Annotated in this window: 12 protein-coding genes; 7 read left to right on the top strand and 5 right to left on the bottom strand. The window is 60.6% G+C overall.

Translation table 11 applies throughout. The features are described 5' to 3' along the window. Nucleotides 1-173 precede the first annotated feature (173 nt). Together nfuA and ACTD9P_RS22930 are read right to left on the bottom strand one after the other, a co-directional pair. Nucleotides 174-758 carry a Fe-S biogenesis protein NfuA gene (gene nfuA, locus ACTD9P_RS22935; RefSeq protein WP_017136914.1) on the bottom strand — a complete coding sequence of 195 codons (585 nt, stop codon included), beginning with the start codon at nucleotides 756-758 and terminating at the stop codon, nucleotides 174-176. Between the two features lie 94 nt (nucleotides 759-852). Further along, nucleotides 853-3,144, bottom strand: a complete 2,292-nt coding sequence (locus ACTD9P_RS22930; protein ID WP_438869478.1) for a fatty acid cis/trans isomerase — start codon at nucleotides 3,142-3,144, stop codon at nucleotides 853-855. Between the two features lie 164 nt (nucleotides 3,145-3,308). On the opposite strand from ACTD9P_RS22930, the gene metH reads away from it, so the two are divergent. The 3 genes from metH (at nucleotide 3,309) to ACTD9P_RS22915 (ending at nucleotide 12,343) form a co-directional block, all read left to right on the top strand. Then, nucleotides 3,309-7,019: a methionine synthase gene (metH, locus tag ACTD9P_RS22925; RefSeq protein ID WP_438869477.1), complete on the top strand. Its 3,711-nt coding sequence runs from the start codon at nucleotides 3,309-3,311 to the stop codon at nucleotides 7,017-7,019. 200 nt (nucleotides 7,020-7,219) lie between these two features. Beyond that, nucleotides 7,220-12,046 (top strand): dermonecrotic toxin domain-containing protein, encoded by a 4,827-nt coding sequence (locus tag ACTD9P_RS22920; protein ID WP_438869476.1) that lies wholly within the window; start codon nucleotides 7,220-7,222, stop codon nucleotides 12,044-12,046. Between the two features lie 78 nt (nucleotides 12,047-12,124). After that, complete coding sequence (locus ACTD9P_RS22915) at nucleotides 12,125-12,343, top strand: DUF2970 domain-containing protein (RefSeq protein WP_438869475.1); 219 nt, start codon at nucleotides 12,125-12,127, stop codon at nucleotides 12,341-12,343. 46 nt (nucleotides 12,344-12,389) lie between these two features. Here ACTD9P_RS22915 and ACTD9P_RS22910 read toward each other — a convergent pair whose 3' ends face one another. Together ACTD9P_RS22910 and ACTD9P_RS22905 are read right to left on the bottom strand one after the other, a co-directional pair. After that, nucleotides 12,390-19,538: an NEL-type E3 ubiquitin ligase domain-containing protein gene (locus ACTD9P_RS22910; RefSeq protein WP_438869474.1), complete on the bottom strand. Its 7,149-nt coding sequence runs from the start codon at nucleotides 19,536-19,538 to the stop codon at nucleotides 12,390-12,392. Nucleotides 19,539-19,622: 84 nt separating this feature from the next. After that, on the bottom strand, nucleotides 19,623-20,690 hold the full coding sequence (locus tag ACTD9P_RS22905) for an ABC transporter substrate-binding protein (protein WP_438869473.1): 1,068 nt from the start codon (nucleotides 20,688-20,690) through the stop codon (nucleotides 19,623-19,625). Nucleotides 20,691-21,112: 422 nt separating this feature from the next. Between ACTD9P_RS22905 and ACTD9P_RS22900 the strand changes: the two genes are divergently transcribed. The 3 genes from ACTD9P_RS22900 to poxB all read left to right on the top strand — a co-directional run bounded on the left by ACTD9P_RS22900 (nucleotide 21,113) and on the right by poxB (nucleotide 25,136). Continuing rightward, nucleotides 21,113-22,771, top strand: coding sequence for a nitrite/sulfite reductase (locus tag ACTD9P_RS22900; protein ID WP_438869472.1), 1,659 nt, complete (start codon nucleotides 21,113-21,115; stop codon nucleotides 22,769-22,771). Continuing rightward, nucleotides 22,755-23,249, top strand: a complete 495-nt coding sequence (locus tag ACTD9P_RS22895; RefSeq protein ID WP_017136920.1) for a DUF934 domain-containing protein — start codon at nucleotides 22,755-22,757, stop codon at nucleotides 23,247-23,249. Before ACTD9P_RS22900 ends, ACTD9P_RS22895 begins: the two co-directional genes overlap by 17 nt. Before the next feature lie 162 nt (nucleotides 23,250-23,411). Then, complete coding sequence (gene poxB, locus ACTD9P_RS22890; protein ID WP_099489457.1) at nucleotides 23,412-25,136, top strand: ubiquinone-dependent pyruvate dehydrogenase; 1,725 nt, start codon at nucleotides 23,412-23,414, stop codon at nucleotides 25,134-25,136. 3 nt (nucleotides 25,137-25,139) lie between these two features. On the opposite strand, the gene ACTD9P_RS22885 is transcribed toward poxB, so the two are convergent. Further along, the gene (locus ACTD9P_RS22885) at nucleotides 25,140-25,994 is read right to left on the bottom strand and encodes a LysR family transcriptional regulator (protein ID WP_438869471.1); all 855 of its coding nucleotides are present in this window, start codon (nucleotides 25,992-25,994) and stop codon (nucleotides 25,140-25,142) included. Between the two features lie 96 nt (nucleotides 25,995-26,090). On the opposite strand from ACTD9P_RS22885, the gene ACTD9P_RS22880 reads away from it, so the two are divergent. Continuing rightward, nucleotides 26,091-26,732 (top strand): FMN-dependent NADH-azoreductase, encoded by a 642-nt coding sequence (locus ACTD9P_RS22880; RefSeq protein ID WP_438869470.1) that lies wholly within the window; start codon nucleotides 26,091-26,093, stop codon nucleotides 26,730-26,732. The last annotated feature ends 103 nt before the right edge of the window (nucleotides 26,733-26,835 follow it).

Below are 26,835 nucleotides of genomic sequence, written 5' to 3'. Positions count from 1 at the left end.
GCCTCTGGCTAACACTTCCCCTTGCCGGGTGTGTAGAGGACTTTCACCTCCAAGTCACCAGCGAGGCCACCACAGCCAAGCTGGTTGCGCTTCGCGCAACGCGCCATGCCTGGCGCACATAAAAAAACGGCGCTCACGGGGCGCCGTTTTTTTCTTCGCAGTGAACACCTTACTCAGTAGTAGGCATTTTCTTTCTGCGTATGGTCGGTCACGTCACGCACGCCCTTGAGCTCCGGGATACGCTCGAGCAAGGTGCGCTCAATGCCTTCACGCAAGGTCACGTCCGCCTGGCCGCAGCCTTGGCAGCCGCCGCCGAACTTGAGTACGGCAATACCGTCCTCGACCACATCGATCAAGCTGACCTGACCGCCGTGGCTGGCCAGCCCCGGGTTGATCTCGGTTTGCAGGTAATAGTTGATGCGCTCGTTGACTGGGCTGTCGGCGTTGACGTTCGGCACCTTGGCGTTGGGCGCCTTGATGGTCAACTGGCCGCCCATGCGATCGGTGGCGTAGTCGACCACGGCATCATCGAGGAAGGCTTCGCTGAAGTTATCGATGTACGCGGTGAAGCTTTTGAGCCCCAGGGCGGTGTCTTCAGGTTTCTCTTCCCCAGGCTTGCAGTAGGCAATGCAAGTCTCGGCGTACTGGGTGCCAGGCTGGGTGATAAAGACGCGGATGCCGATGCCTGGGGTGTTCTGCTTGGACAGCAGGTCAGCCAGGTAATCGTGGGCGGCGTCGGTAATGGTTATGGCAGTCATGGAAACTCCTCACAGGCTTGCCGGCAGTTTACGCCAAAATATTACGCAGGTACAAAGTCCGAGTAATTTTGTCGGAAAAGACCAAACCACCTCATCAGAGATTTTCGTACCGATTCATATCCAGCACACCCTCTTCCACCGGCGCAGTCTCACGAATGTACTGCGACAAATCATGGAAATACTGCCAGAACAACGGATGACTACGCCGCACCCCCCACCGATCAACCACCTTCTCAAACCGCTTTGCATCCTTGGCACTCTCCATCGCCGCCACAAACTCAGGCACTTCCTGCGCCGGGATATTGAAGATGAAATTCGGATAGCTGCTAAGCACTCCCGGATAAATAGTCACGGTATCCAAACCAGGCTGATAGCGATAAGCCTCGCCCAGCAGGAACGCCACATTACTGTGCGCCCGGTTACGCAGCATGCTGTAAACCACGCGCTTGCCGCTGGCGGTCTCGATACGCAGCATGGTCGCCTCAGGCAACTGGTCAATCACCTTGAGCCCCGCCGCCGGGCGTGACGTCAGCCGGCTCAACGCCTGATCGGCATCCTGCAACGCCGGATCAATCCCATCGCGCGAGCAATAAGCACCCGTGCAACGGTTGATCGGGTCCGGGCTGGCATTCAAATCGCCATAACGCGTCAACAACTGGTTGGCAAAATCACGTTTCGGGTCTTTTTCATCCAGATGCAAGCCGCTTGGCTTGTCGTCGTCAATCGCCTCGTAGTCCAGCCACAACTTGAGCTTGCCGCTGTTCTGATACCAATCATCCATAAAGTCATCGCGGGTATCAGCCGGCATCAAACGCAGGAAATTCTGCTCAGCACCATTACGGATCAAGTCGAAATACAAGCGCGTCTGCGCCTGGTGCGACACATTGCCGAACACATCGAAATTCACCGCTAACTGGTAATAGGTGCGCTCCAGCAGTGGATAGTCAAAGAGCCACATCGTCTGCGGCACTTCGCCGATCAGGCCCTTGGTCACCGAAGCACTGTCGAAATGCCGGAAAATCGTCAGCAAGGCATTGTCATTCCCTGCCCACAACGTTGACCAGCTCGGTGGCGGCACGTCCGCATAGCTGTCTCGGCGCAAGGCTTCATACTGGTTGCGCTTGTCGCGATACGCCAGCCACAGGCCCAGCACGCTGCCCACGTCATCATTTTGCCCCGGCATCGCCAGCAACGGCGTGGCCTGGCCGCGATAACGTGCATCGGTGATGTACAGGTCATGGTCCGGGTCCTGGAACAGGGTCCAGAAGTTGTCGCGGATCACGTCCGTGGCGATCTGCCCACGGCACACCGGCCCGCGAATAAAGGTGCGCACGAAGTATTCGGCGTTATCCAACATGAACTGATAGCGCGCCTTGGCCGGGATGGCTTCGAAAGTTTCGAACGGGTTGGCGCGGCGACCAGGGCCATAGCCCGGCAAGGCGCTCACCTGCCAGTCGCCGGAATAGAACAGGTCTTTGATCCGCGCCATTTTCGCTGCGCTGAACGGATAAGTAATATGGGTTTTATGCACGATCACACCCTGCACCGGCCACAGGCGGTAATACACCTGGGTGCCGGGGTCATCGTTGGGCTGGCGAGTGGCGATCAGGTCGATAGGCTGCCCGCTCGGCGTGCGCGAACGCACCCACTGGAAGAAATGCCCCGGTTCGCCGTTTTCGAAGTAAATGTGTGCCAGGAACAAATGCTCATACAGCCAGCGCGCCACCAGGCTCTCGCGGGCGCCGGGCTGGTTGAACAGGTTTTCCCACTGCTGCACTTGCAGGGCCTCCCTGGCACTCGGCGCCAGGCCTTGTGCATCAATCGGCGCGCCTGAGGCCAGCCAGCGTTGCAGGGTCTGGTATTGCTGGTCAGTCAAACCGGTGACCGCCAGCGGCATGCCTTCCTTGGGATGGCTGCCGGCGTAGGCATTGAACTCACCGGGCATGGCGCACATGTTCTGGCGGTTGAGGCCCAACACGATCTCGTCGGGCAGCTTGGCATTCGGTTGCAGCGGCGCGTTATGCCCCAGTTCCAGCATGCGCGCCATCAATGCCGCCTGGCTGCCTTGGGCGTCGAGCACCGAATAGAAGCCTTTTTGCTGCCAGGCCTGCTTGCCGAAGGCGTCATAGAACAAACGCGTGGTCGGCGTGGCCTGGCTACGCTCGCCGTCATACACCGGGGTTTTGCTCGCCCCACGGGCAGCGCCCTCGGCGCTGCCCAGGTTCAACTGGCACGCAGAGTCGTAGCAGGCATGGCAGGCCACGCATTTTTCAGTGAAGATCGGCTGAATGTCGCGGGTATAGGAAATCGCCGGGGCGGGTCCGTTGGCCTGTGCAACGCAGGCGACCAGTGCCAGGACGGCGCTGGTGAGTAAACGAAGTGACATGTATCCGGTCCCGATTCAATGCGTGCGCTATAAGTGCCGGCAAGTCTACCGGGCCAAGACCTCCACCAACATGAACGATATTCATGCAAAACCGGTACATGCTCTAAATCGGCACAGGTTTGCTATGATTCACGCCCTCCGAAATGCCTGACCAGAGTAGCCCCATGTCCGACCGTAGCGTTCGTCTGCAAGCCCTTCATCAAGCCCTCAAGGACCGTATCCTGATCCTCGACGGCGGTATGGGCACGATGATCCAGAGCTACAAGCTCGAAGAGCAGGATTATCGCGGCAAACGCTTCGCCGACTGGCCGAGTGACGTCAAGGGCAACAACGACCTGCTGGTACTCACCCGCCCGGACGTGATCGGCGGTATCGAAAAGGCTTACCTGGATGCCGGCGCCGACATTCTGGAAACCAACACCTTCAACGCCACGCGTATTTCCATGGCCGACTACGGCATGGAAGAACTGGCGTATGAACTGAACGTAGAAGGCGCACGCCTGGCGCGCAAAATCGCCGACGCCAAAACAGCCGAGAACCCGGCCAAGCCGCGTTTTGTTGCCGGCGTGCTTGGCCCGACCAGCCGCACCTGCTCGCTGTCGCCGGATGTGAACAACCCCGGCTACCGCAACGTGACCTTCGATGAGCTGGTGGAAAACTACACCGAGGCTACCAAAGGCCTGATCGAAGGCGGCGCCGACCTGATCCTGATCGAGACCATCTTCGACACGCTCAACGCCAAGGCCGCAATCTTCGCCGTGCAAGGCGTGTTTGAAGCATTGAACGTCGAACTGCCGATCATGATCTCCGGCACCATCACCGACGCCTCCGGCCGTACCCTGTCGGGCCAGACCACCGAAGCGTTCTGGAACTCGGTGGCGCACGCCAAGCCGATTTCGGTCGGCCTCAACTGCGCCTTGGGCGCCAGCGAACTGCGCCCGTACCTGGAAGAGCTGTCGAACAAGGCCAACACCCATGTGTCGGCGCACCCGAACGCCGGTCTGCCCAACGAATTCGGCGAATACGACGAACTGCCATCGGAAACCGCCAAGGTCATCGAAGAGTTCGCCCAGAGCGGTTTCCTCAACATCGTCGGCGGTTGCTGCGGCACCACGCCGGGCCACATTGAGGCCATCGCCAAGGCCGTGGCCGGTTATGCGCCGCGCCAGATTCCGGACATTCCCAAGGCCTGCCGCCTGTCGGGCCTGGAGCCGTTCACCATCGACCGCAGCTCGTTGTTCGTCAACGTCGGCGAGCGTACCAACATCACCGGCTCCGCCAAGTTCGCCCGGCTGATCCGTGAAGACAACTACACCGAAGCCCTGGAAGTCGCCCTGCAGCAGGTGGAAGCCGGCGCGCAGGTGATCGACATCAACATGGACGAGGGCATGCTCGATTCGAAGAAGGCCATGGTGACCTTCCTCAACCTGATTGCCGGCGAGCCGGACATCTCCCGTGTGCCGATCATGATCGACTCCTCCAAGTGGGATGTGATCGAAGCCGGCCTCAAGTGCATTCAGGGCAAGGGCATCGTCAACTCGATCAGCATGAAGGAAGGCGTCGAACAGTTCATCCACCACGCCAAGCTGTGCAAGCGTTACGGCGCGGCGGTGGTGGTGATGGCCTTCGACGAAGCCGGCCAGGCCGACACCGAAGCGCGTAAAAAAGAGATCTGCAAACGCTCCTACGACATTCTGGTGAATGAAGTTGGCTTCCCGCCGGAAGACATCATTTTCGACCCGAACATCTTCGCGGTCGCCACCGGCATCGAAGAACACAACAACTATGCCGTCGACTTCATCAACGCCTGTGCTTATATCCGCGACGAGCTGCCGTATGCGCTGACCTCCGGCGGCGTGTCCAACGTGTCATTCTCGTTCCGCGGCAACAACCCGGTACGTGAGGCGATTCACTCGGTGTTCCTGCTGTATGCGATCCGCAACGGCCTGACCATGGGCATCGTCAATGCCGGCCAGTTGGAGATCTACGACCAGATCCCGGCCGAGCTGCGCGACGCGGTGGAAGACGTGGTGCTCAACCGCACACCGGAAGGCACCGACGCCCTGCTGGCGATTGCCGACAAGTACAAGGGCGACGGCAGTGTCAAAGAAGCCGAGACCGAGGAATGGCGCGGCTGGGACGTCAACAAGCGTCTGGAGCACGCGCTGGTCAAAGGCATTACCACGCACATCGTCGAAGACACCGAAGAATCGCGCCAGTCGTTCGCGCGCCCGATCGAAGTGATCGAAGGCCCGCTGATGTCCGGCATGAACATCGTCGGCGACCTGTTCGGCGCCGGCAAAATGTTCCTGCCCCAGGTGGTGAAGTCCGCCCGCGTGATGAAGCAGGCGGTGGCGCATTTGATTCCGTTTATCGAGCTGGAAAAAGGCGACAAACCCGAAGCCAAAGGCAAGATCCTGATGGCCACGGTAAAAGGCGACGTGCATGACATCGGCAAGAACATTGTCGGCGTGGTGCTCGGATGCAACGGCTATGACATTGTTGACCTGGGCGTGATGGTGCCGGCGGAGAAGATCCTGCAGGTGGCCAAGGAACAGAAGTGCGACATTATCGGCCTGTCCGGCCTGATTACGCCGTCGCTGGATGAAATGGTGCATGTGGCCCGTGAGATGCAGCGCCAGGACTTCCACCTGCCCTTGATGATCGGCGGCGCCACCACTTCCAAGGCGCACACGGCAGTGAAAATCGAGCCCAAGTACAGCAACGACGCGGTGATCTACGTCACCGACGCTTCGCGTGCCGTGGGTGTGGCCACGCAGTTGCTGTCCAAGGAGCTGAAGGCCGGTTTTGTCGAAAAAACCCGCCTGGAATACATCGACGTGCGTGAGCGCACCGCCAACCGCAGTGCGCGCACCGAGCGCCTGAGCTACCCGGCCGCCATCGCCAAGAAGCCGCAGTTCGACTGGAGCAGCTACACACCGGTCAAGCCGACCTTTACCGGCGCCAGGGTGTTGGACAATATCGACCTCAAGGTGCTGGCCGAATACATCGACTGGACGCCGTTCTTTATCTCCTGGGACCTGGCCGGCAAGTTCCCGCGCATCCTTGAAGACGAAGTGGTCGGTGAAGCCGCCACTGCGCTGTACGCCGATGCCCAGGAAATGCTCAACAAACTGATCGACGAAAACCTCATCAGCGCCCGTGCCGTGTTCGGCTTCTGGCCGAGCAACCAGGTGCAGGATGATGACTTGGAGGTGTATGGCGACGACGGTCAGCCGATTGCCAAGCTGCACCACCTGCGCCAGCAGATCATCAAGACCGACGGCAAGCCGAACTTCTCCCTGGCCGATTTCGTCGCGCCTAAAGACAGCGGCGTGACCGACTACATCGGTGGCTTTATCACCACCGCCGGCATCGGCGCCGAAGAAGTCGCCAAGGCCTATCAGGACGCTGGCGACGACTACAACTCGATCATGGTCAAGGCCCTCGCCGACCGCCTGGCCGAAGCCTGCGCCGAATGGTTGCACCAGCAAGTGCGTAAGGAACACTGGGGCTACGCCCAGGACGAACAGCTGGACAACGAGGCCCTGATCAAAGAGCAATACAGCGGCATCCGCCCTGCCCCCGGCTACCCGGCATGCCCGGACCATACCGAGAAAGCCCAGCTGTTCCAACTGCTGGACCCCGAGGCGCGGGAAATGCACGCCGGGCGCAGCGGTGTGTTTCTCACCGAGCACTACGCGATGTTCCCGGCGGCCGCAGTCAGCGGCTGGTACTTCGCTCACCCGCAGGCGCAGTATTTTGCCGTGGGCAAGGTCGACAAGGACCAAGTCGCCAGCTACACCGCGCGCAAAGGCCAGGACCTGAGCGTGACCGAGCGCTGGCTGGCGCCGAACCTGGGCTATGACAACTGACAGGCTGCGCAGCCCCTGAGCCAATCAAGGCTTGGGGCTGATCCGGAGCCAATGCGAAAACGGGCTTGCCGCCCTCAGCTTCAGGTACGCGCGGTACCCCGCTACCGTCTGTGTCATGACGAAATTCGATTTGCTATGCCTGACCGGCTCGTCGAGCCGGACCCAGAACCCTGGGTCTCAAACAGCAAAAGAATTTCGTCATGCCCGCCTCCGTGCCTCCAAGCACCACAGCCTTCAGCCAATTGGCCGCTCAGGCTGTTCATGAGCGTTTCGCCACGCGCCCGGCCTTGTACTCCGTGGTGTTCAATGCCTTGCGCACACGCATTCTGGAACACTACCCGTCCCTGAGGATGAACCTGCGCGAGGTCAAGCTGGCCATCCCGCATCCCGATGGCCACTACACCTATCGCCCCTTGATCGAAGTCGCCATCGCGCATGCGCTGAACCCGCAGTTGCTGGACCTGCACCCACAACGCGAACTGCCGTACTACCTGACGCAACAAATCCCCAGGATCCTCAAGCCTGAGGCGCCGGCGCTGATCGACATGCAGGTCATCGCCACGCTGATCGATGAACTGCCAGAATCGCTCTACCTGCATTTTCAACATGAGCTGACTGACTACTGGAGCGAAGCCGATCAACACGGCATCAGTCGTTGGCAATGGTTGGGGGAATACCTCAACGGCCGGATGAGCGCAGCAGCCGCGCGCCCATCCACCCTCAATGACACCCAACGTGACATGCTGGCGGTTGTCGCCGCCTGGCCGGTACTGGGTGAGCGCCTGCCCCGCTCCTCGCCCGCCACGTATGTCTATTTGCTTGAAAACACCTTCACCCGCGCCGGGCAGAAAGCGCTTCTGTTGTCAGCGGACCTGCTGCTGGTACGCGACAAGCACGTGCTGCTGTACGCTGTGGCCGGCGAGATCGAGGCCTTTGACTCCCTGGATGCCTTCGGTGAAGCCTGGGCAAAACGGATGCAGGAGCGCTTTGCGTTCGACAGCATGACGTGGAGACGCAACGAACCGGATGGCAATGTATTCGAGCAACAAGCCGGCCTGGTCCTCAATCAACACCTGCAAGACCTCGCGTCGCTGTCTTTGCAAGGGCAAACCGAGATAGCGCTGGGGCGTCGCCTGGAAACCCTCACCGACCCGGCGGTTCTGTTTACCCAAGTGCCGAGCCCTTCCACGGCACACCTGCAGAAAGTCAGCAAGCAACTGCCTGCCTGGCTCAGCCAGGCCGATCGCGCTGACCGCTTTGCGTACCACCGCCACCTGCAAGACATGGCACAGGTGCTGCGGCAAAATCAGGGCCGGTCGTTCAACCAAGGCATTGAAGACATCCACCGCTTCAGCCGCGCCGCATTACGCAAACAGATGCAAGCCGATCATGGCGACTGCGACCCCGACGAGGTGCTGCTGGACTTCACGGTGACCGCAGGCTATCCGGGGGGCGCCGGTATTGTCGGGCATGTACGCATGTCGCTGACGGAGTTAGCCGTAAAAAACCTGGCCGGCAAGCCCAGCGGCACGCTGAAAATCCTCGCCAAAGGCTCCCAGGCCTTGCCGGCCTGGCTCGATGAAACCTACTTGCTTGGTGCCTCCGGGCTGATCCAGCGTGTCGACATCGGCAGCGCCTATCCGCAGAAAATCAAGGACACGTTGCTGTCCGACACGGCCGATGCACGGCGGCGCGAAGCGTTGTTCAGCCGCGAGCTGAAGGTCAAGCTGCCCATGCAGGCGCTCGAGTATAAAATCCGCCGACAGCACGGCGTCAGCATTGCAGGCTATCACTGTGTAAAAGCGTTGATGGGTGAAACGCCGCTGGACCGATTCGTCGACGGCCAAGAAATCGTCCTGCGGCCGCTGGCCCTGTGTCGCAAGGCCGGTGCCACGCCCGATGAAGTCAACAACGCGTTTATCATCGAGCCGCGTGATATCAGTGTCGGACCGCACCTGCTTTATCAGCCGCTGTATGCCGACTCACTGCATGAATACCCCACACGCCAAGCCCTGCTTGATGCCCTGGCCACTCCCGGTGACCTGCAAGACAGCGTGTTGACCTGGCTGACCGACAAGGCCCGTCCGATCTATGACCACGGTGGCATCAAGGAACCGCACCTCGTGCGTTTCCTGCCCGGAGATGAATTCAGCGTCCCGGAAAAACCCGAGCCCGCCACCCTGGCGGTGGATGATGGCGCCGGGGAGTGGCTGCAATCGCAGGTCAACGGTCAACTGCTCAATCATTTGTTCGGCAGCACGGCACGGGCCCTGGTGGACCTGGCGGACCGCGAGTCGGTGTCCAACAGCGAAAGCCGCTGGGCCATTGTGATGAAGGGTGCCTGGCTGCTCTTCAATACCCTGCTGCTGCCGCTGGTACAGGGCCCGGCCATGCTGGTGGGTTGGTTCATGGTGCTGGTCGCCAGCCTGGAGCAGGACTTGGCGGGCCTGGACAGCGATGACCCGACCACCCGCGAGCTGGCGCTGATCGACCTGTTGCTTAACACGGCGATGGTGCTGCTGCACTCCGCCTCCCCCAGCGCACAGCCGCTGGCGGAGCCCACCGCGCTGGATCACGCGTTGCACCTGCAAGCCTGGCGCCGCCCGGCCGGCCTGCCCCGCCCGACAACGGCGGCGAAGGTGGTGCAGGGCTCGGTCGCACTGCCCGGAGAACCCCCGGCCACCGGCCATACCGCCCTGGACTTCGGCCACTCGGTTGCCACTTCCCAGGCCAGTGCAAAGTTGCTCAAGGCCCTGGTAGAAGTGCACGTGCCCTGGCCGGAACCGCTACCTGCGCCGCAGCCGGGCGGTGCGCTCAAGGGGCTTTATCGCGTCGATGGGACCTGGCATGCCAGCGTTGGCGGGTTGCTGTTCCAGGTGAGCATCGTGCCAGGGTTCGGTGAGGTCTACCTGGTGCATCCGCAGCACCCGCAGCGCCCTGGCTACCGACTGATCAGCGATGGCCAAGGGCATTGGCGCCTGGACCGTCACGTCAGGCTGGAGGGCGGCATGCCCAGGCAAAGACTGGCGCAATTGGCTGATCGCAAGCGACAACGCGTAGAGGAGCTCAAGACACAGCTGCAGGCTCACTCACTGGAGATGCAGCACAGCGTGGCCCAGGCGCATCAGTTCAACCAGGCAGTGGGAGTTGCCCGCAATCAACTGACCGACCGGATGATTGCCCTCAGAGAAGATTGGGAAAGGCTCAATAACCCCGACTTGCTTGCCGCTCTGCGCCCCAAAATCGCTGAACGCCATGAACAACGGCAGCGTTCGGCCGCACAGGCCAAGACCCAGTGGAACATTGCCGTCGACCGTTACAACACCAACGCAAGGACGTTTATTGCAGAGCAGCAAAAATCCCTCGCCATGGCGACTGAACTGATGGCGCTGGACCGGACAGAGCCGCAATACAAAAAAGCGCGGGATCACGCGCTCGAAAATATGTACAAACAGCAGTTTGGGATTTACTCGAATCTTAATCAAACACTCAGAAACACCCTGCTGACCCAGCGCGGCGAAAAACTTTCCGAGCTGTTGGTACGTATCGACAAGGAGCTGCCCGACAATATCACCGATGCCTACGAGGAGTTCATGAGCAGCGCGAGACAACGGCTCGAGGGGCTCAAGCCGTTACTGGAGGTTGCCCAGGAGTGCGAAGCGCTCATGCAGCAAGCCACTGCGGCACTGCGCGAAAAGATCGCGAAGGAATTGCCGGACAGTCACCTCATCTCCTCGGTCGTCGTAAAACAAAACAGGTTGTTATCTCTCGTTGAACTGCTGTTGAATCGCGCACTCGACGCCGATAAACCCCAGGAACGTCCGTTTCTCGAGTTGCTTGCCGATCGCCAAATCTATGCCGACATCAACGCCCACACAGAAATGCGCACTACCACCGGCTACTCCACCTCCGAGCAAATCCGCGTACTCAGGGCTGCGCTGCAAAAGTACGAACACATGGAAAATGCGGTCAACGTGCTGACCGACATGGGCTCCAGGCTCGTGCGAGAGGAATATCGCGCGCCCTTCCTGGCGCAACTCAGCGAAGCCCGCACGAGCCTTGAAGCGCAGTTGGCCGAGTTGATCCTGGTTGAAGAAAAAATCGTCCCGCGCCCTGCGCCCGACAGAACCAAACGCACAAAACCTGCGAACCGCAGGGTGATCAAAACCACAGCGAACAAAACCCTGGTGGGCGATTTGCGCGCAAGCGAGCCCGACAAGCCGGGTAATTACGTCGACATCACCGACACCCTCACCGGTACAGTCGTCGCCACCTACCACGAACATCCTGGTGAGGACGTGTGGAAAATCGTCGAACCCACCGTTGCGCCGAAAAAAGCGATCACACCCGCCGTTCGTTCCTTGAAGACCATCAAGGCCCATGCGCAAGCCATAAGAGCCGAGCAGGCCGGCATTGATGCAAGTATTCGCTATCAGCAGCGCAAACTCAGAGAGCCCAGCCAGCTTGAGGAGGTCGAACCCTATGACTGGAATGTGATGCTGAGTCAGCATGGGGCGAAACTTCAAGCGCTGGCAGACGAACTGAAAAACGCCACTGATGTGAGCGCCATTGAGATGAGGAACAGCTATGCGGCCGAGGCGCAAGCGATCACGCAGCGGGCACATGAGGTGTGCGCCGAGGGATACAAGCTGCAGCGCCCCACCGCGACGAAAGTCGACTTTTTATGGACCCACGGTTTTGTCGATATCAATCTGGTGAAAAAACGCGTGCCATTGCGTGCCGGTGACTATCTCACCGAATACGCCATCCGTGATAAAAGCCGGATCAAACCTGGAACAAGGCCGGAGGAAGCTGATGTGTGGTACGCACATTTTCATTACCCCAGCCTCGACACCCCCGCCTCGGCACCGGCTTTCGGCCACCTGAAAACCAAGGCCGAGCGCCTCTTCACCCGCAGAGAGCTGATTGAACAGGCCAGGGCCAGTAACCGTGCGGTGGTTAACCTGGATAAGGCGCTGCTGGAGTCGCCACTGGACCGCAAACTGTTTCTTGGCTTGGAAGTGTAAGTGGCGGTAAGCCCTTTGCAGGAGGATTGGCCGAGCATTGACTATGCTTTGCAGGATGACTCGACTCGCGAGGGGCTTATGGATGATCCAACCGACAACAAACCACCGACCTTCTGGCAGATGCTGCACAGTGTGATGGCAGCGGCCTTTGGCGTGCAGAGCGGCAAGAACCGCGCCCGCGACTTCACCCACGGCAAGCCCAGTCACTTTGTGATCCTGGGCCTGCTGTTTACTGCGGGGTTTGCCTTGACCTTGTTTGCCATCGTCAAGCTGGTGCTTTACCTGGCCGGGGTTTGACGGCCTCGACACACAGGAGGCAGGCACGCCCGCCTCCCTGCCTGGCTCACTGCTGCCGTGTCGACGGACCCGGCTGTGGCCCACCGGACGGCACCGCCTCGGCACCCGTTGCATACTCCGACACCTGCTGGCGGGACAACCGCAGCAGCAACTGTGCCCTCGCGCTGCCGCGATCGACTTCCAACTGGGTCAGGGCCGCGTTATAGCGCTGCTCGCTGTCGCTGCCTGGCACTCTATCGGCATACTCGTCCTCGAGCGCCTCATGGCGTTGGGCAGCGTCGCTCTCAAGCGCCTGGAACTCATCGGGATAGCGTTCCTGGAGGTAGTTGAGCCAATAATCACGGGCCACCAGGCTTTCATAAAACCGTTCGGACGCTTGCGCCTCCAGCACCTGGGCACGGGCGGCCGTCAGCACCTGCCCGCTGAGCGGTCGACCGAATGCCATATGCGTAGGTTGCCCCGGCAGTTCGAGCCCGTCGGGCCAGCCGCGGGTCAGGCCGATCCGATACTCCAGGCGCACCTCGGCCCGGTCTAGCCCTGCCGCATTGCGCTCGGCCAGGGTATCCACCTCATCCAGGCGGAACAATTGCCGGGACAGGTCCAACAAACGCCGGCCTTTGAGCTTCAGGTTGCCCACCGGGATGTCGCGCAGTACGTTGGCCTCGAACACCAGCACCTCCATGGCGCTGAACGTGAGCGTACGCCCGTCGATGCAGGTGCCATGTGTTTCGGCGGCAACGAACAACGGCTCGCGCATCTGCGCACTGGCGGCGGCCGCCTCGATCACCCCCCAGACCCGTCGGGTCAGATCAGCAACGCTGAGCTCGTACTCTTTGGTATCGCGCAATCGTTCAAGCAAATGGAAGAACCGTTCGTGCCCCGGTTCCTGGGCCAGTTGCTGCCATGCCTGCCGTCGGGAAACCTTCAATGCCTCAGGCGAGTGCGCCAGCCAGGAAGAGAGCACGGCCTCCCCCTCATCCTCCTGTGGCTCAGGAATGGATTCCAGGGACTCATAGCCGTCCTCCTCATCGCCACTGCCGTGGGCATCGTCCTCAAACCCCTGAATCCACATGTCGATCTGGCTACGACTCCAGCCCATCACCGCCCCATCGCCATACGCCCTGAGGCGTTCAAAGCTCTCGAGCGAAAGCGACTCGTTTTCGGAAATATCCGTCCCCAACACCAACTGGTGGTGGCTGCCGTCGAGCAATTCTTCGGGGAACTCCGTGAGGTCATTGCCACACAGGTTCAGCGTGCGCAGGTGCGCAGCTTCCAACACGCCGTCGGGCCACTCCGTAAGGCGGTTGTAACTCAGGTCCAGGGTCTCCAGCCGCCCGAAGTCTTCGGTACTGAACTCACTCAGATGGTTTCTGCACAGGTTCAACCGGCGCAGATGCTCGCCTTTGAGCAGGCGATACAGCGACTCGGGTTCGCTGATGTCGTTGCTGTCCAGTACCAGTTCTTCAAGCTCGGCCATGCGCCCGACGGCCTCGGGAACCACCGTCAGTTCATTGCCACTCAGGTTCAATTTGCGCAGTGCGGGGAAACTGTCGAGGAAGCCCTCGGCGCCCGCCACCGAGCACTTCACGCCGGTTAAATTCAGCGTGTGAACGTTGCTGAACTGCACCGTCAATGTCGGCAGGTCGGCGGCTTGCAGGCCGTGCAGGCTCATTTCATAACCGGCTTCGGCGGACACCCCGGTCTGCCAGCACTCGACGATATGGAGTGCCACAAGCTGGCGTTCGTCAGCCACCCAACTGATGTCGGGGCCGGTTAACTCGCGGGTATACAGCCAACCGTTAAGCTGGCGCGTCAGGGCCTGGTATTCCTGGTGCCAGGTGGTCAACAGGGTGTCTATTTGCGGGTCGCTCATGCCACGTTGACGCAACTGCCCGAACCATTGCAGGGCCTTTTCATCGGTCACCCGCGGGGTCAACTGCTGCAAGCGGCCGACAAACCCCGCAGCCCCTGCGCTCACTTCGACCTCGCGGGGCAATGGCAATAGAAAATCGGTCATGGTCAAGCCGGTTTGCTGCGGGGGAAAGACGCCTGGCACACTTTGCCGCTCAAACGCTGCCAGGGCGCCCCGTGGCAAGCCCAGGGCATCTTCGATGCGCTGGCGCGACGACGCCAGTGCGGCTTCACCCGCGGCGCTGAAGTGGTTACCCGCCAGGTTGGTTTTGAGCAGTATTGCGTCATTGTTCAGCACCTGCGGCGGTAAGCTCACCAACTGATTGTCGCGCAGGTCCAGCCAGGCCAATTGCGTGAGATGCTCAGCGCCGGTGGGCCAGGCCTGCACTTTTGCCCCGCGCAGGTTCAGGGCCTTCAATTGCGTCAACGCGCTTACGTCCACGCCCGTAAGTGGATTGCTGTTATGGCTCAGATCCAGCCGTTCCAGGCTGCCCAGATCGTTGAGTTGCGCCTGCAGGGCCGGCATGCCCAACCCATTGCTGGAAAGGTCGAGCTGGGTCAAGGCAGGAAGATCGCCCGCGCCAATCGGTATTTCGGTCAAACCAAGCCCGCTGAGTTCAAGGGTTTGCGTACCGCTGAAGGCGCGAATAAAGCCCTGCATCTGCTCGGTGGATGCGCCCGGCCAACGCATGCGTAGCGTGCGCACATGGGCAAAACTTGCCGCGGGTAACGGCGGCAGTTCCAGCGTGTACACCTGCGACGGCAGGGTCGGCAATTGGATATCCTGCGTCGGCAATTCGAACACCGACGCCTGGCCCGTCAGGCCATAAGACTCCCCTACCGCCCCCCACCAATTGGCCTCAAGGGCATTCAGCACGCTGGCATTCGATCCGGTCCGCCAGGCTGTTTTACGCGGCCTGAATCGCAACACAGTACTGACAGGCGCGTCGTAAAACCCGGCGAAGACGTCAGTGTATCGAGCCCGCAGATCCTCAATAACCGCAAACCGCGCTTCGGGACTTTGCACGGTCGTAATGATTTTTTCACGCAGTGCCTTGGCCAAGCCTGAATTGACGGCCAGTAATTCCAGCTCCCCCTTGGCGTAGCTGTTGACCATCTGGTGCAACTCAACCAGGTGCCCGAGTTTGCCCTTGTAGGTTCTGACGTACTCATAAGCAGGCTTGAAAGCTTCAGGGGAGAACCTTGACCAGTCCATCGACAACCCCGCCCACAGCTGTTCATGCCCGCTGTACAGGGTGGCCGGAATCTCATTGATCAAGGTGTGGCTCAAATCCAGGCGTTCCAGGTGCGCAAGGTTTTCAACATTGGCTGGCCACTGCGTCAGCGCAAGTGCGTTGATTTCCAGTCGTTTCAACTGCGTCAGCGTACCCACGTCCAGGCTGTTGAGTGCGGTCCCGGAGTATCCGCGATATTCGATACGCAATGCCTCCAGTGAGGTAAGGGTATTGAGCCGCGAGAAAAAATCCGCTTCCAGTTGCCCTGCCGATGTGCCGAACCTCAGGCTTTTGAGGCTGCTCAGCCGGGTCACGGCCACCGGCAAGGTCGTCAGCGCGCTCGCCCCTTCTATGATGGCCCCGGGTAATGGGGCGGCGTCGCCAATAGACAGGGTTTGCACATTGGGAAACCGCGCCAGGAAAGTATCCACCGCGACATCGTTCATTTGGGTTCCCGTCACCGTCAGCTCACGCACATGGGAGAAATCCACCGTCAACGGTGGCAGATGTTCATCAGCGCTGATGTACAAGCAATCCGCGCTGTTCACCTTGCCTGCCAACGGTTCCATCCGCCAGGCGTTCTTGAGCTGCTGGGCCAGACGACTCCTGTATTGATAGGTGCGCACATCGGCAGCCGTGCCGCTGTGAGGCCCGACCCACTCGTCGAGTTCCCTCTCCAGCGTCGTGTAGTCGCGTTGACGGTTTTGCAGATGGTTGAATATGGCCCGGTCGTTCTTGCCCTGCAGTTGCAGCTGCCTGATGTAATCAGCGGCCTGCGTATCGCTCAGGCCATACAGGGCTTGCGCATGCGACTCAAGGCTCGCGCTCTGGCCGCGCCCGCTGGCGTAGTAGCCCACCAGGGTGTCGTTGACCCGCACGGGCGGCTTGAACCACTTGCGCTGCGGTTCCAGCAGGGCTTGCGTCTGACCACGATGGGCGTCTGCATACGCGATGATTTTGGCTTGCAGTTGCGCACGCTGACTGACCTGCGGTACACCCAGTGCCTGACGCGCATCATCGGGCATGGCATGCAGCAGTGAGGCGTAAAAATTATCCCCCTCTGTGGGCAGGCTATTGAGTGCCTCCCCACGCTCATTGAACGCCTGAAAGCGCGGGCCTTTTTTCACCAGGTATCTTTTGTCGCGTGCCGTCGCACTGCCGACGCTGTCCAGCAGCAGGCCGCTGTCGCTGCCGTCGCGAACCTCCAGGCGCAGGGTGTCCGGCCAACCCGGTAGCTTTTCCAGGGTATGCAACGCCAGCCGGCGGCTGTCCGCCGAGGCCATGGTTTCGCTGCGCAACCCCGCATACGCCCGCGTTTGTCGACCCTGGAGGGCATACCAGCGCGCCTCTTCCAGCAGGTTCAACGGCACGCGGCGCGTTGCTTCCAGACGCTTCAAGTCGGCCGCAGAGGCGTGGGCCAGGGTTTCCCGGGCCGCGGCTTCGCTGAGTCCGGGACAGGTGCGTTGCAGCAGCCGCACCTGTTTATCCACCGGCTCGGTACCGGTGTAAAGACTGTCGAAAATCGCGGGTTCGCGGGTCAGGGCATAATCGGCGAGTTGCTTGCCAAACTCTTGCGGCCTCGCGTCGAGCACGCGCGCACCCTCGGCGCCCAACAGACGGGTCACTTCTGTTTCATCCAATGCCGCAAGGATAGCCGTCGGCAGCCGCCCACCCAACACATCGGCGCGGGACACCTGGATGGACGCTTTCGCAACACCACCGCGTGGTACATACCCGGAACCATACTTCATCGGTTTGCCGGTAAAATCGGCCCCGTCAAACACTTCAAGCGCCCGCGTCTTTGGCCAACGCGGCATTTCGGTGACCAGAGGCAATGCAAACAGATAACGGTCGTCGATCGGCCGGCTGCCGCGCAACTGCTCTATCACCTGCGCGCTGTCGGTGTCGGCCGTGAACAGTCGCATGGCATCCAGCAGCTCGGGCGGCGGTGCCGCGAGGTCGGTGTGCATTTTACGCAAGGCGTTGTCGCTGACGCCGCTGACATCCGCCACCTTGAGCAACTGCGTATCGGAAAAGGCCTCGGTTTCATGGCCAATGCGCCGTAACAGGGTCAGGCGATCCCACTCCGCCGGCCGCTCAAGGGTGTGCCGCCAGGCGCCCCGGCCGTTGCTTTGCAGAAGCGGCTGGTACACCTCGGCCCGGGTCGGATGCTTGATTCGCCATTGCTTGATCGACGCATCAAAAACCTGCTCGTAGACCTGACCGTCCATGCGCATGTAGGTCTTGCCATTGAGCGTGTATTGCCCTTGAGCATTGGCAACGGCGTGCGCGTCCAGCACGGTGGAGCTTTCATAGCCCGCCAGGTCCGGCTTCCACAGGCGGGTTTCACCATTGGGCAGCGTGACCGGGCTCAGTTTTTCGAGCACCGGCTCGGCTTTGACCGACCTGAACTTGCTCACGGCCATTCCCACCCCCGCCATCACGGCGATCTGGGCCAGGTTCTGCGCCACATCGATCAGGTGCGCCTTGGCCGCGTGCTTGTCGCCCTCGGCCCACTCAATCGCCCCTTCGAGGGTCTCGGTCAGCAATTGCTCAGCCATTACCGCCAACATGACCTCGCCCAATACGGGCACAAACATTGAGACGAGGTTGAGCGCCAGCATGCCGACTTCCAGCAGGTGCGCAAGTTTTGCCTCCCGCGCCTTGGCATCCACGTCGGCGGTGGGTACCGCGTGGGCGCGAGCGTCGGCCAGGACCTGGTCGCGATGTTTTTCGTAGAGGAAAGGAAACAGGTCGAGCAGCCCGGAAAAAGTGCCTGTACTGCGGTAGGGCATCAGGTTGCCGGGCGCAAGATAAGGGTCGCTGTCGGGCTCCATCTTCGCCGGTTTTTCAGGCGGTAGTTCTTTGATACGTGTAACCCCTGATGCCCCGAACACGTATTCGATGACCGTCCGCCAAGGCGAGCTCAACGGCCCGCTGGGTGAGTCGGCGGATTTTTGTGTGAACTGGCTGAAATAGTAGGGGCGCTGATCGTAGGGTACGAACTGACTGAAAAAACGCTGATAAGCCGTTGGCGCGGGGTCATCGGCCGCCATGCCGTCGCGGGCGGTGAACAGGCGCTTGAATGCGTCGCGCAGCTGTTGTTTGGTGTAGCGCTTGAGCGGGTGCGCCGGGTCATGCGGGACGTAGAGAATCAACTCGTCGCTGTACCTGTCGCCGATTGCAAAATAGACGCAGCCTGTCAGCCGTTTTTTCATCAGGCTCAGGTCCATGAGCCACACCCGTTTGTTGCCGAGGGTGGGATACAGGCTGCCGTTGACCACCGACACAATCATGGCGTGGTCGGCAGGTTCGATATCGCCGGTCATCACGGCGTAATCGGCAGCGGCCTTCATGGCCGCTTTTTGAGCCGCGATAAAGTGTTGGCGAAGGGGCGGTTCCGGGCGTGTGTCGACCGGCGCGAAAAACGCGTTCAGGTAGGTCTGATACTGCGCCCCGATATCGAGGCTGCGGCACAAGGTCATGAACTGGCTGACTGTCAGGTTGACGGCAGTCGACTCATAGGTGCCGGCAGTGGTGGTTTCCAGCACAAAACCCGAGGTCGAGTGGTAAGCACCCGACTTGCACTCCCAGGCTTCAAAGTTATGCAAGGCCGCCTGCAGCATCGACAGCTTGAGAAATTCGAACGAACCGATTTCAACTTCTACAGCACTGATGTACAGAGGTCGCCGCAGGCACAGCAAGGTCTTGTCGACATCGACTTCTACCTGGTACTGATCTTTCAACGCTTTGAGCAATAAGGGTCTGGCGAATGCATCGACGTCCTTGAACGTCGCCATGGTGGCGTCCAGTCGGACCTGGGCGATGGTACTGGCCTTAAAGCTCGCGCTGACGGCCTGGCGCTGTTCAGGCGCGCCTGTTTTATACGCAAGCGGCGCAACCGGCACGGTGTTTTTAAGCGCCGACCTGCGTTCAGGTGTCGCGTCGACCAGCCATTGGGGCACGGCCTTCTCGAGAAAGTCGCCGTGAATACTCAGCGTCGCCTCTGGCGGCGTGTGGGAGGTGGGTTGAGTGGGTAAATCGGACATGGTGTCACTCCGGTGATTGGGAGTGACAGCACATCACCACTCAGCACTTGGCCGGTGGTGCATACATACTCAAGCGGGCGAAGTTTAACGCAGCAGCAATTGCAGACTGAACGGATACTGGTAGGACCCAGGCTTACCCACGGCCGACAACGCCCGGAAATCGACCGGCGGCGGCGGTGCCAGCAAACGCTGGGCCTGGGCCGCATCAATCAGCTGGAACAAGGCTTGCTGGCGGTCGCGCCCGCCGTAGGCGCCGATATCGACGCCCCTGGCATCATCACTGATCAGCACCATTGCCCACCCGCCCAAGGTGAAATGCCCGGCAACCAATGTGTTCAGGCGCCCATCCAGGCGTGCCTTGAGTATGTCCGGCGAGCTGTTGACGGCGCTGAACAATACGTCCTTGCCGGGCATATGCCCCCTGTCTTGCAAGGCCTGCATGGCGCCCAGCGCCATCTCATCGTTGGCCGACCATACCAGCGCGGTCTGCGGGTAGCGCTTGAACAGCTGGGAGGCCTGTTCAAAGGCGCGCCGACGGCTCCATTGGCCGTAGACCAGTTGGCGCAGGCGCACTTCGGGGTGCTCGGCCAGGGCGCGGCGCAGGCCCTGTTCGCGCAACTGGGCGGCCGGGGTGTTTTTGGCCCCGGAGAACGCCAGCAGGTCAAGTGAATCGCCAGGGGCTATCGGGCCGTGCTGACGGAGCAGGTCGGTGAGCATCAGGTAACCGGCTTGCTCGTCGTCCGCCACCAGGCTGGCGATCCACCGCGCGTCTTTATGCGTATCGAGCAATTGCACCTGATCGGCGGTCAGCGCGTTGTTCACCATCAGCAATTTGACCCCACTGCCCTGGGCCATGCGCAGGATCTGCGGGGCGACATATTGCTCGTTGACCAACACCAGATAGTCGGGCCGTTCGCTGCCTTGCAGCGCCTCGCGGGCTTGGGCCAAGGTGTTAGCCGCGTTGCGCTCGGAATAACGCACACGCAAATCCAGGCCGAGGTCCTTGGCGGCGGCCTGCATGAATTGCGCGTAGCTGACCCAGAAGGTTTCCGTGGACGTGCCTGGGTTGAGAAATACCACCGACGTCGCATGGGCGCCTGCCCCATACGCGAATCCCAATAACCACACACACGCAATCAAAACCTTCAACATGGTGATTTAAGCCTCGAATGTTGATCGCCATCATAGTGGCAATGCGACAGTCAATCGAGGCTCAATCAACCTGCTTTATTGGTGGCTAACCCAGAACACGGCGGTTCCAACCACCAGAATAATCAGGAACAGAATGGCCCAGGCATCAACGGTACTGTCAGGTTTACGGGCTTTGGTTGAATTGCTCATTGCATCGCCTCTTGTCGGTTTTATAGGTGATTGCACGAAGACACGAGCACAGTAAAGTTGATGATTGCCCGCATGACAAATGTGGGTATCGCGATAACCGTTCTCATTAGTCAATTTGGTTATTTACATATACTCAAACATCACTTTTGCGCATAAACGCAAACTGGTATCGTGCGCCGGCTCCGTTGGGAGTGCGCGGCCGTGCGCGCAGATTTGCCGAGAACAGGACCTATATGTACGTATACGACGAATACGATCAGCGCATCATCGAGGACCGCGTCAAGCAGTTCCGTGATCAGACCCGACGCTACCTAGCAGGTGAACTGAGCGAAGAAGAGTTCCGCCCTCTGCGCCTGCAAAATGGCCTTTATGTTCAGCGCTTTGCGCCGATGCTGCGGGTTGCCGTGCCTTATGGCCAACTGACCTCGCGCCAGACGCGCATGATGGCCAGGATTGCCCGCGACTTCGACAAAGGCTACGCCCACATCAGTACCCGCCAGAACGTACAGTTCAACTGGCCGGCGCTGGAAGACGTGCCGGACATCCTGGCTGAGCTGGCGACCGTGCAGATGCACGCGATTCAGACCAGCGGTAACTGCCTGCGCAACGTGACCACCGACCAATTCGCCGGCGTTGCCGCTGACGAGCTGATCGACCCACGCCCGTGGTGTGAAATCGTCCGTCAGTGGACCACCTTCCACCCGGAATTCGCCTACCTGCCGCGCAAGTTCAAGATCGCCATCAATGGCTCGACCTCGGACCGCGCCGCCATCGAAGTGCACGATATTGGCCTTGAGCCAGTGCACAACGCCGCCGGCGAGTTGGGTTTCCGTGTGCTGGTGGGTGGCGGCCTCGGCCGTACGCCAGTGGTGGGCGCGTTCATCAACGAGTTCCTGCCGTGGCAGGACCTGTTGAGCTACCTCGACGCGATCCTGCGGGTCTACAACCGCTATGGCCGTCGTGACAACAAGTACAAGGCCCGGATCAAGATCCTGGTCAAGGCGCTGACCCCTGAGGTGTTTGCCCAGAAGGTTGACGCCGAGATGGAACACCTGCGCGGCGGCCAGACCACCCTGACCGAAGCCGAAGTACACCGTGTGGCCAAGCACTTCGTCGACCCGGACTACAAGGCCCTGAGCAATCAGGACGCCGAATTGGCCGCACTCGACCAGCAGCACCCAGGCTTTGCCCGCTGGCGCACGCGCAACACCCTGGCGCACAAAAAGCCGGGCTATGTGGCCGTAACCTTGTCGCTCAAGCCTACCGGTGTTGCACCGGGCGATATCACCGACAAACAGCTGGACGCCGTCGCCGATCTGGCCGAGCGCTACAGCTACGGCCAACTGCGCACCTCCCACGAGCAGAACATCATTCTCGCGGACGTCGAGCAGAGCCAACTGTTCACCCTGTGGGGCGAGTTGCGCGAAGGCGGTTTCGCCACACCGAACATCGGCCTGCTGACCGACATCATCTGCTGCCCGGGCGGCGATTTCTGCTCCCTGGCCAACGCCAAGTCGATCCCGATTGCCGAATCGATCCAGCGCCGTTTCGACGACCTGGACTACCTGTTCGACATCGGCGAACTGGACCTGAACATCTCCGGTTGCATGAACGCCTGTGGTCACCACCACGTCGGCCACATCGGCATCCTGGGCGTGGACAAGAAAGGCGAAGAATTCTACCAAGTGTCCCTGGGTGGCAGTGCCAGCCGCGATGCGAGCCTGGGCAAGATCCTCGGCCCGTCCTTCGCCCAGGAAGCCATGCCCGAGGTGATCGGCAAGCTGATCGACGTGTATATCGAACAGCGCACCGAAGATGAGCGTTTCATCGACACCTACCAGCGCATTGGCATCGACCTGTTCAAGGAGCGCGTCTATGCAGCGAATCATTAAGAACAACGAAGTCCTCGACGAAACCTGGCACCTGCTGCCCAAGGACGCGAGCTTCGACGGCATCTCCAACTGCGACGACCTGATCGTGCCGTTGGCCCTGTGGCGCGAACACGGGCACGCTCTCAAGGCCCGCGACGGCGGCCTGGGTGTGTGGCTGGACGCCGACGAGGAAGCCGAAGAGATCGGCGACGACGTGCAGCACTTCCAGGTCATCGCCCTGAACTTCCCGGCCTTCACCGACGGCCGCAACTACTCCAACGCGCGCCTGCTGCGTGACCGTTATGGTTACAAGGGCGAACTGCGCGCGATTGGCGATGTGCTGCGCGACCAACTGTTCTACCTGCGCCGTTGCGGGTTCGATGCCTTCGCCTTGCGCGCCGACAAAGACCCGTATGAAGCGCTGGAAAGCCTCAAGGACTTCTCGGTCACGTACCAGGCCGCAACGGATGAACCGTTGCCGCTGTTCCGTCGCCGCTGAACCTGCTGCTGTGAAAAACCCTGGCTTGCCAGGGTTTTTTTATGGGCGGCGTTTAGTCGGCCCCATGACGCAATCTTCACACTTAAGGGTGAACATCCGCCGTGTTCGAACTGTCCTCTACTGATCAGCAGCCTTTAACCTCACTGACGATTGGAGTTCTTCATGGCGAAAATCAACCTGGCCCAGCAGTTGGCGACCACCCTTGAACAGGCGGGCATCAAGCGTATCTGGGGCCTGACCGGCGACAGCCTTAATGGCCTCACCGACGCCCTGCGCACCATGGACAGCATCGAGTGGATGCACGTGCGCCACGAAGAAGTGGCCGCCTTCGCAGCGGGCGCCGAAGCCGCTGCCACCGGCGAGTTGACGGTGTGTGCCGGCAGCTGCGGGCCGGGCAACTTGCATTTGATCAATGGCCTGTTCGACTGCCATCGCAACCATGTGCCGGTGCTGGCTATCGCGGCGCAAATCCCCTCCTCCGAGATCGGCCTGAACTACTTTCAGGAAACCCATCCGCAGGAACTGTTCAAAGAGTGCAGCCACTTTATCGAGTTGGTCACCAACCCGGCGCAGATGCCCCAGGTGCTGCACCGCGCCATGCGTTCGGCGATTCTCAATCGCGGCGTGGCGGTGGTGGTGATCCCGGGCGATATCTCGCTGCTCGAAGTGGAAGACAAGCTCAAGCCCTGGCCAGCCCTGCACGCGCCCCGCACCTTGCCGGCAGAACAAGACCTGCAGCGCCTCAGCGAGATCCTGCACAGCAGCGAGAAAGTCACCCTGCTGTGCGGCAGCGGCTGTGCCGGTGCCCACGATCAAGTGGTAGCACTGGCCGATGCCTTGGGCGCGCCGGTGGTGCACGCTTTGCGCGGCAAGGAGCATGTGGAGTGGGACAACCCGTTTGATGTGGGCATGACCGGCCTGATCGGCTTCAGCTCCGGTTACCATGCAATGCTTAACTGCGACACCCTGATTATGCTCGGCACTGACTTCCCGTATCGCCAGTTCTACCCGACCGACGCCAAGATCATCCAGGTCGATCGCAACCCGCAGGCGCTGGGCCGTCGCGCCACGCTGGACCTGGGTATCGCTGCCGATGTGAGCGAAACCATCGACGCACTGTTGCCACGCCTGACGCGCAAGACCGACCGCAGCTTCCTCGATACGTCGCTGAAACACTACGAGAAAGCTCGCCAAGGCCTGGATGACCTGGCGCAGCCGTCGAAGGCCGACCGGCCGATTCACCCGCAGTACGTGGCGCGCTTGCTCAGCGAGCTGGCGGATGACGATGCGATTTTCACCGCCGACGTCGGCTCGCCCACCGTGTGGGCTGCGCGGTATTTGAAGATGAACGGCAAACGTCGCCTGATCGGCTCGTTCAACCATGGCTCGATGGCCAATGCCATGCCCCAGGCCATCGGTGCGCAGGCGGCGTTCCCTGGGCGTCAGGTGATCTCGATGTCGGGCGACGGTGGCTTTGCCATGTTGATGGGCGATTTCATCTCGCTGGCGCAGTTGAAACTGCCGGTGAAAGTCATCGTGTTTGATAACTCGTCACTCGGGTTTGTGGCCATGGAGATGAAGGCTGCCGGTTACCTGGACACTGGCACCGAGCTGAAAAACCCGGATTTTGCCGCCATGTCCAACGCCATGGGCATTCTTGGCATACGCGTGGAGCAGTCCGAAGACCTGGAACCGGCCTTGCGCCGCGCCCTGGCCCATGACGGCCCGGTGCTGGTGGACGTGGTCACCGCCACCCAGGAACTGGTGATGCCGCCGACCATCAAGCTGGAACAGGCCAAGGGTTTCAGCCTGTATATGCTCAAGGCGGTGATGAGCGGGCGTGGCGACGAAGTGATCGAACTGGCGCGCACCAACTGGTTGCGCTGAGCCTCAGTGGCGACGAACCGCGCCGTAGCGGACCACCACCTGGGTGATTATTTCAACCAGGCGCGGGTCCGCTTCCGGGGCGCTGAACAGGCGGAATTCGGCATCGGGCAACGCGGGTAAACCGTGTTCGGCGCCGAGTACCGTCAAGCCTGGCCCGACTTGGCTCTGCGCCATCGGCGCAATGGCGAACCCGGCCAACGCGGCGGCATGCAACGCCGCATAGCTGCTGCACTGCATGGCGCTGCGCTGGGCGATGCCCGCCTGGGCCAGACGCGTCAGCGCCGCCTCGCGGTAGGGGCAGGGCTCGGGAAACAAGGCCAGGGGCAACGGGTTCGGCAAGGCCACCAGCGGCTGCCCGGACCAGGCCCACACTAACGGCTCACGCCACAGCGCCAAACCTGGTTCACTGGATTCGCACAACGAGCCCAGCACCACATCCAGCTCACCCTGCTTCATCAAACTCAACAACGAACCGGGAATGCCAACCTGCACGCTGATGTGCATGCCAGGGTATTGCGCCGCGACGTTTTGCAGTTCACGCAACAAGCGCGCATCCGCGAACTCTTCCGACACGCCTACCCGCAGGTTTCCTTCAAACGCCGAACGCGTCAGCTCGGCCCAGGCGTCCCGGCTCAGCGCGAGGATGCCACGGGCATAGGCCATCAACCGTTCGCCATCCGGGGTCAATTGCTGGGAGCGCGTGGTGCGGGTGAGCAAGGGTTTGCCCACCTGCTCCTCCAGGCGGCGCAAATGCCCACTGACAGCCGACTGGGTCAGGTGCAGGCGCTCTGCGGCACGGCTGAAACCGCCTTCATCGACCACTGCAACGAAGGTTTTGAGCAACAAGGCATCGAACATATTTTGTTTGGTGATCAATAGATGATTTAAATACGATTTATATTTCAATGAGCGCTATGTTGCAATGCCCAGGTCAACTTTCCCTGAGGCCACGCCATGACCACGCTCCTGCATATCGAATGTTCGCCGCGTAAACAACGCTCCGCCTCCCTTGAAATCGCTCGCCAGTTTATCACCCGCTACCAGCAGAACGCCCCGGATACCCAGGTGGTGACCCTGGATTTATGGGCGCTGGACTTGCCGGAGTTCGACGGGCCGGTGATGGATGCCAAATACGCGGGCATCGCCGGTACGCCGTTAAGCGCAGAACAAAGCGCGGCCTGGGCGACACTCACAGCGCTGGCGGCTCACCTGCATCAAGCCGATGTGCTGGTGTTTTCGGTGCCGCTGTGGAATTTCGCGATTCCCTACAAGCTCAAGCACTTTATCGACCTGGTGTCGCAGAAGGATGTGCTGTTTGAGTTCAGCCCGGAGCATGGGTTGCGTGGGCTCTTGCATAACAAGATCGCAGTGAATGTGTATGCGCGGGGGATGGATTTTTCTGCACCTGGCGCGCAGGCGATGGACTTTCAGAAGCCCTATATGGAAGCGTGGCTGGGGTTTATCGGGGTGAGCGAGGTGCATTCGCTTTATGTGGAAAAAACTATTTTGGGGGCGGAGGTGGATCAGGTGTCGCGCCTTGAAAGTGCGGGGTTGGCGCTGAAGCTTGCCGATCGATTGGGGTCGGTTGGGGGTTAGCACCTGCGCAGCCATACTCGGTCAAGGTGGGAGCGGGCTTGCTCGCGAATGCGGTGTATCAGTGACAGATGAATTGACTGACCCACCGCATTCGCGAGCAAGC

Source organism: Pseudomonas onubensis, assembly GCF_965653655.1.
Taxonomy (GTDB): Bacteria; Pseudomonadota; Gammaproteobacteria; order Pseudomonadales; family Pseudomonadaceae; genus Aquipseudomonas.
This window is presented reverse-complemented; position numbering and strand designations above follow the sequence as displayed.

Coding starts and splice junctions, on each gene's coding strand:
- ACTD9P_RS22910 (WP_438869474.1), bottom strand. CDS start 19,538: ATGTCCGATTTACCCACTCAACCCACCTCCCACACGCCGCCAGAGGCG.
- ACTD9P_RS22885 (WP_438869471.1), bottom strand. CDS start 25,994: ATGTTCGATGCCTTGTTGCTCAAAACCTTCGTTGCAGTGGTCGATGAA.
- nfuA (WP_017136914.1), bottom strand. CDS start 758: ATGACTGCCATAACCATTACCGACGCCGCCCACGATTACCTGGCTGAC.
- ACTD9P_RS22915 (WP_438869475.1), top strand. CDS start 12,125: ATGGATGATCCAACCGACAACAAACCACCGACCTTCTGGCAGATGCTG.
- ACTD9P_RS22895 (WP_017136920.1), top strand. CDS start 22,755: ATGCAGCGAATCATTAAGAACAACGAAGTCCTCGACGAAACCTGGCAC.
- metH (WP_438869477.1), top strand. CDS start 3,309: ATGTCCGACCGTAGCGTTCGTCTGCAAGCCCTTCATCAAGCCCTCAAG.
- ACTD9P_RS22920 (WP_438869476.1), top strand. CDS start 7,220: ATGCCCGCCTCCGTGCCTCCAAGCACCACAGCCTTCAGCCAATTGGCC.
- ACTD9P_RS22905 (WP_438869473.1), bottom strand. CDS start 20,690: ATGTTGAAGGTTTTGATTGCGTGTGTGTGGTTATTGGGATTCGCGTAT.
- ACTD9P_RS22930 (WP_438869478.1), bottom strand. CDS start 3,144: ATGTCACTTCGTTTACTCACCAGCGCCGTCCTGGCACTGGTCGCCTGC.
- ACTD9P_RS22900 (WP_438869472.1), top strand. CDS start 21,113: ATGTACGTATACGACGAATACGATCAGCGCATCATCGAGGACCGCGTC.
- poxB (WP_099489457.1), top strand. CDS start 23,412: ATGGCGAAAATCAACCTGGCCCAGCAGTTGGCGACCACCCTTGAACAG.
- ACTD9P_RS22880 (WP_438869470.1), top strand. CDS start 26,091: ATGACCACGCTCCTGCATATCGAATGTTCGCCGCGTAAACAACGCTCC.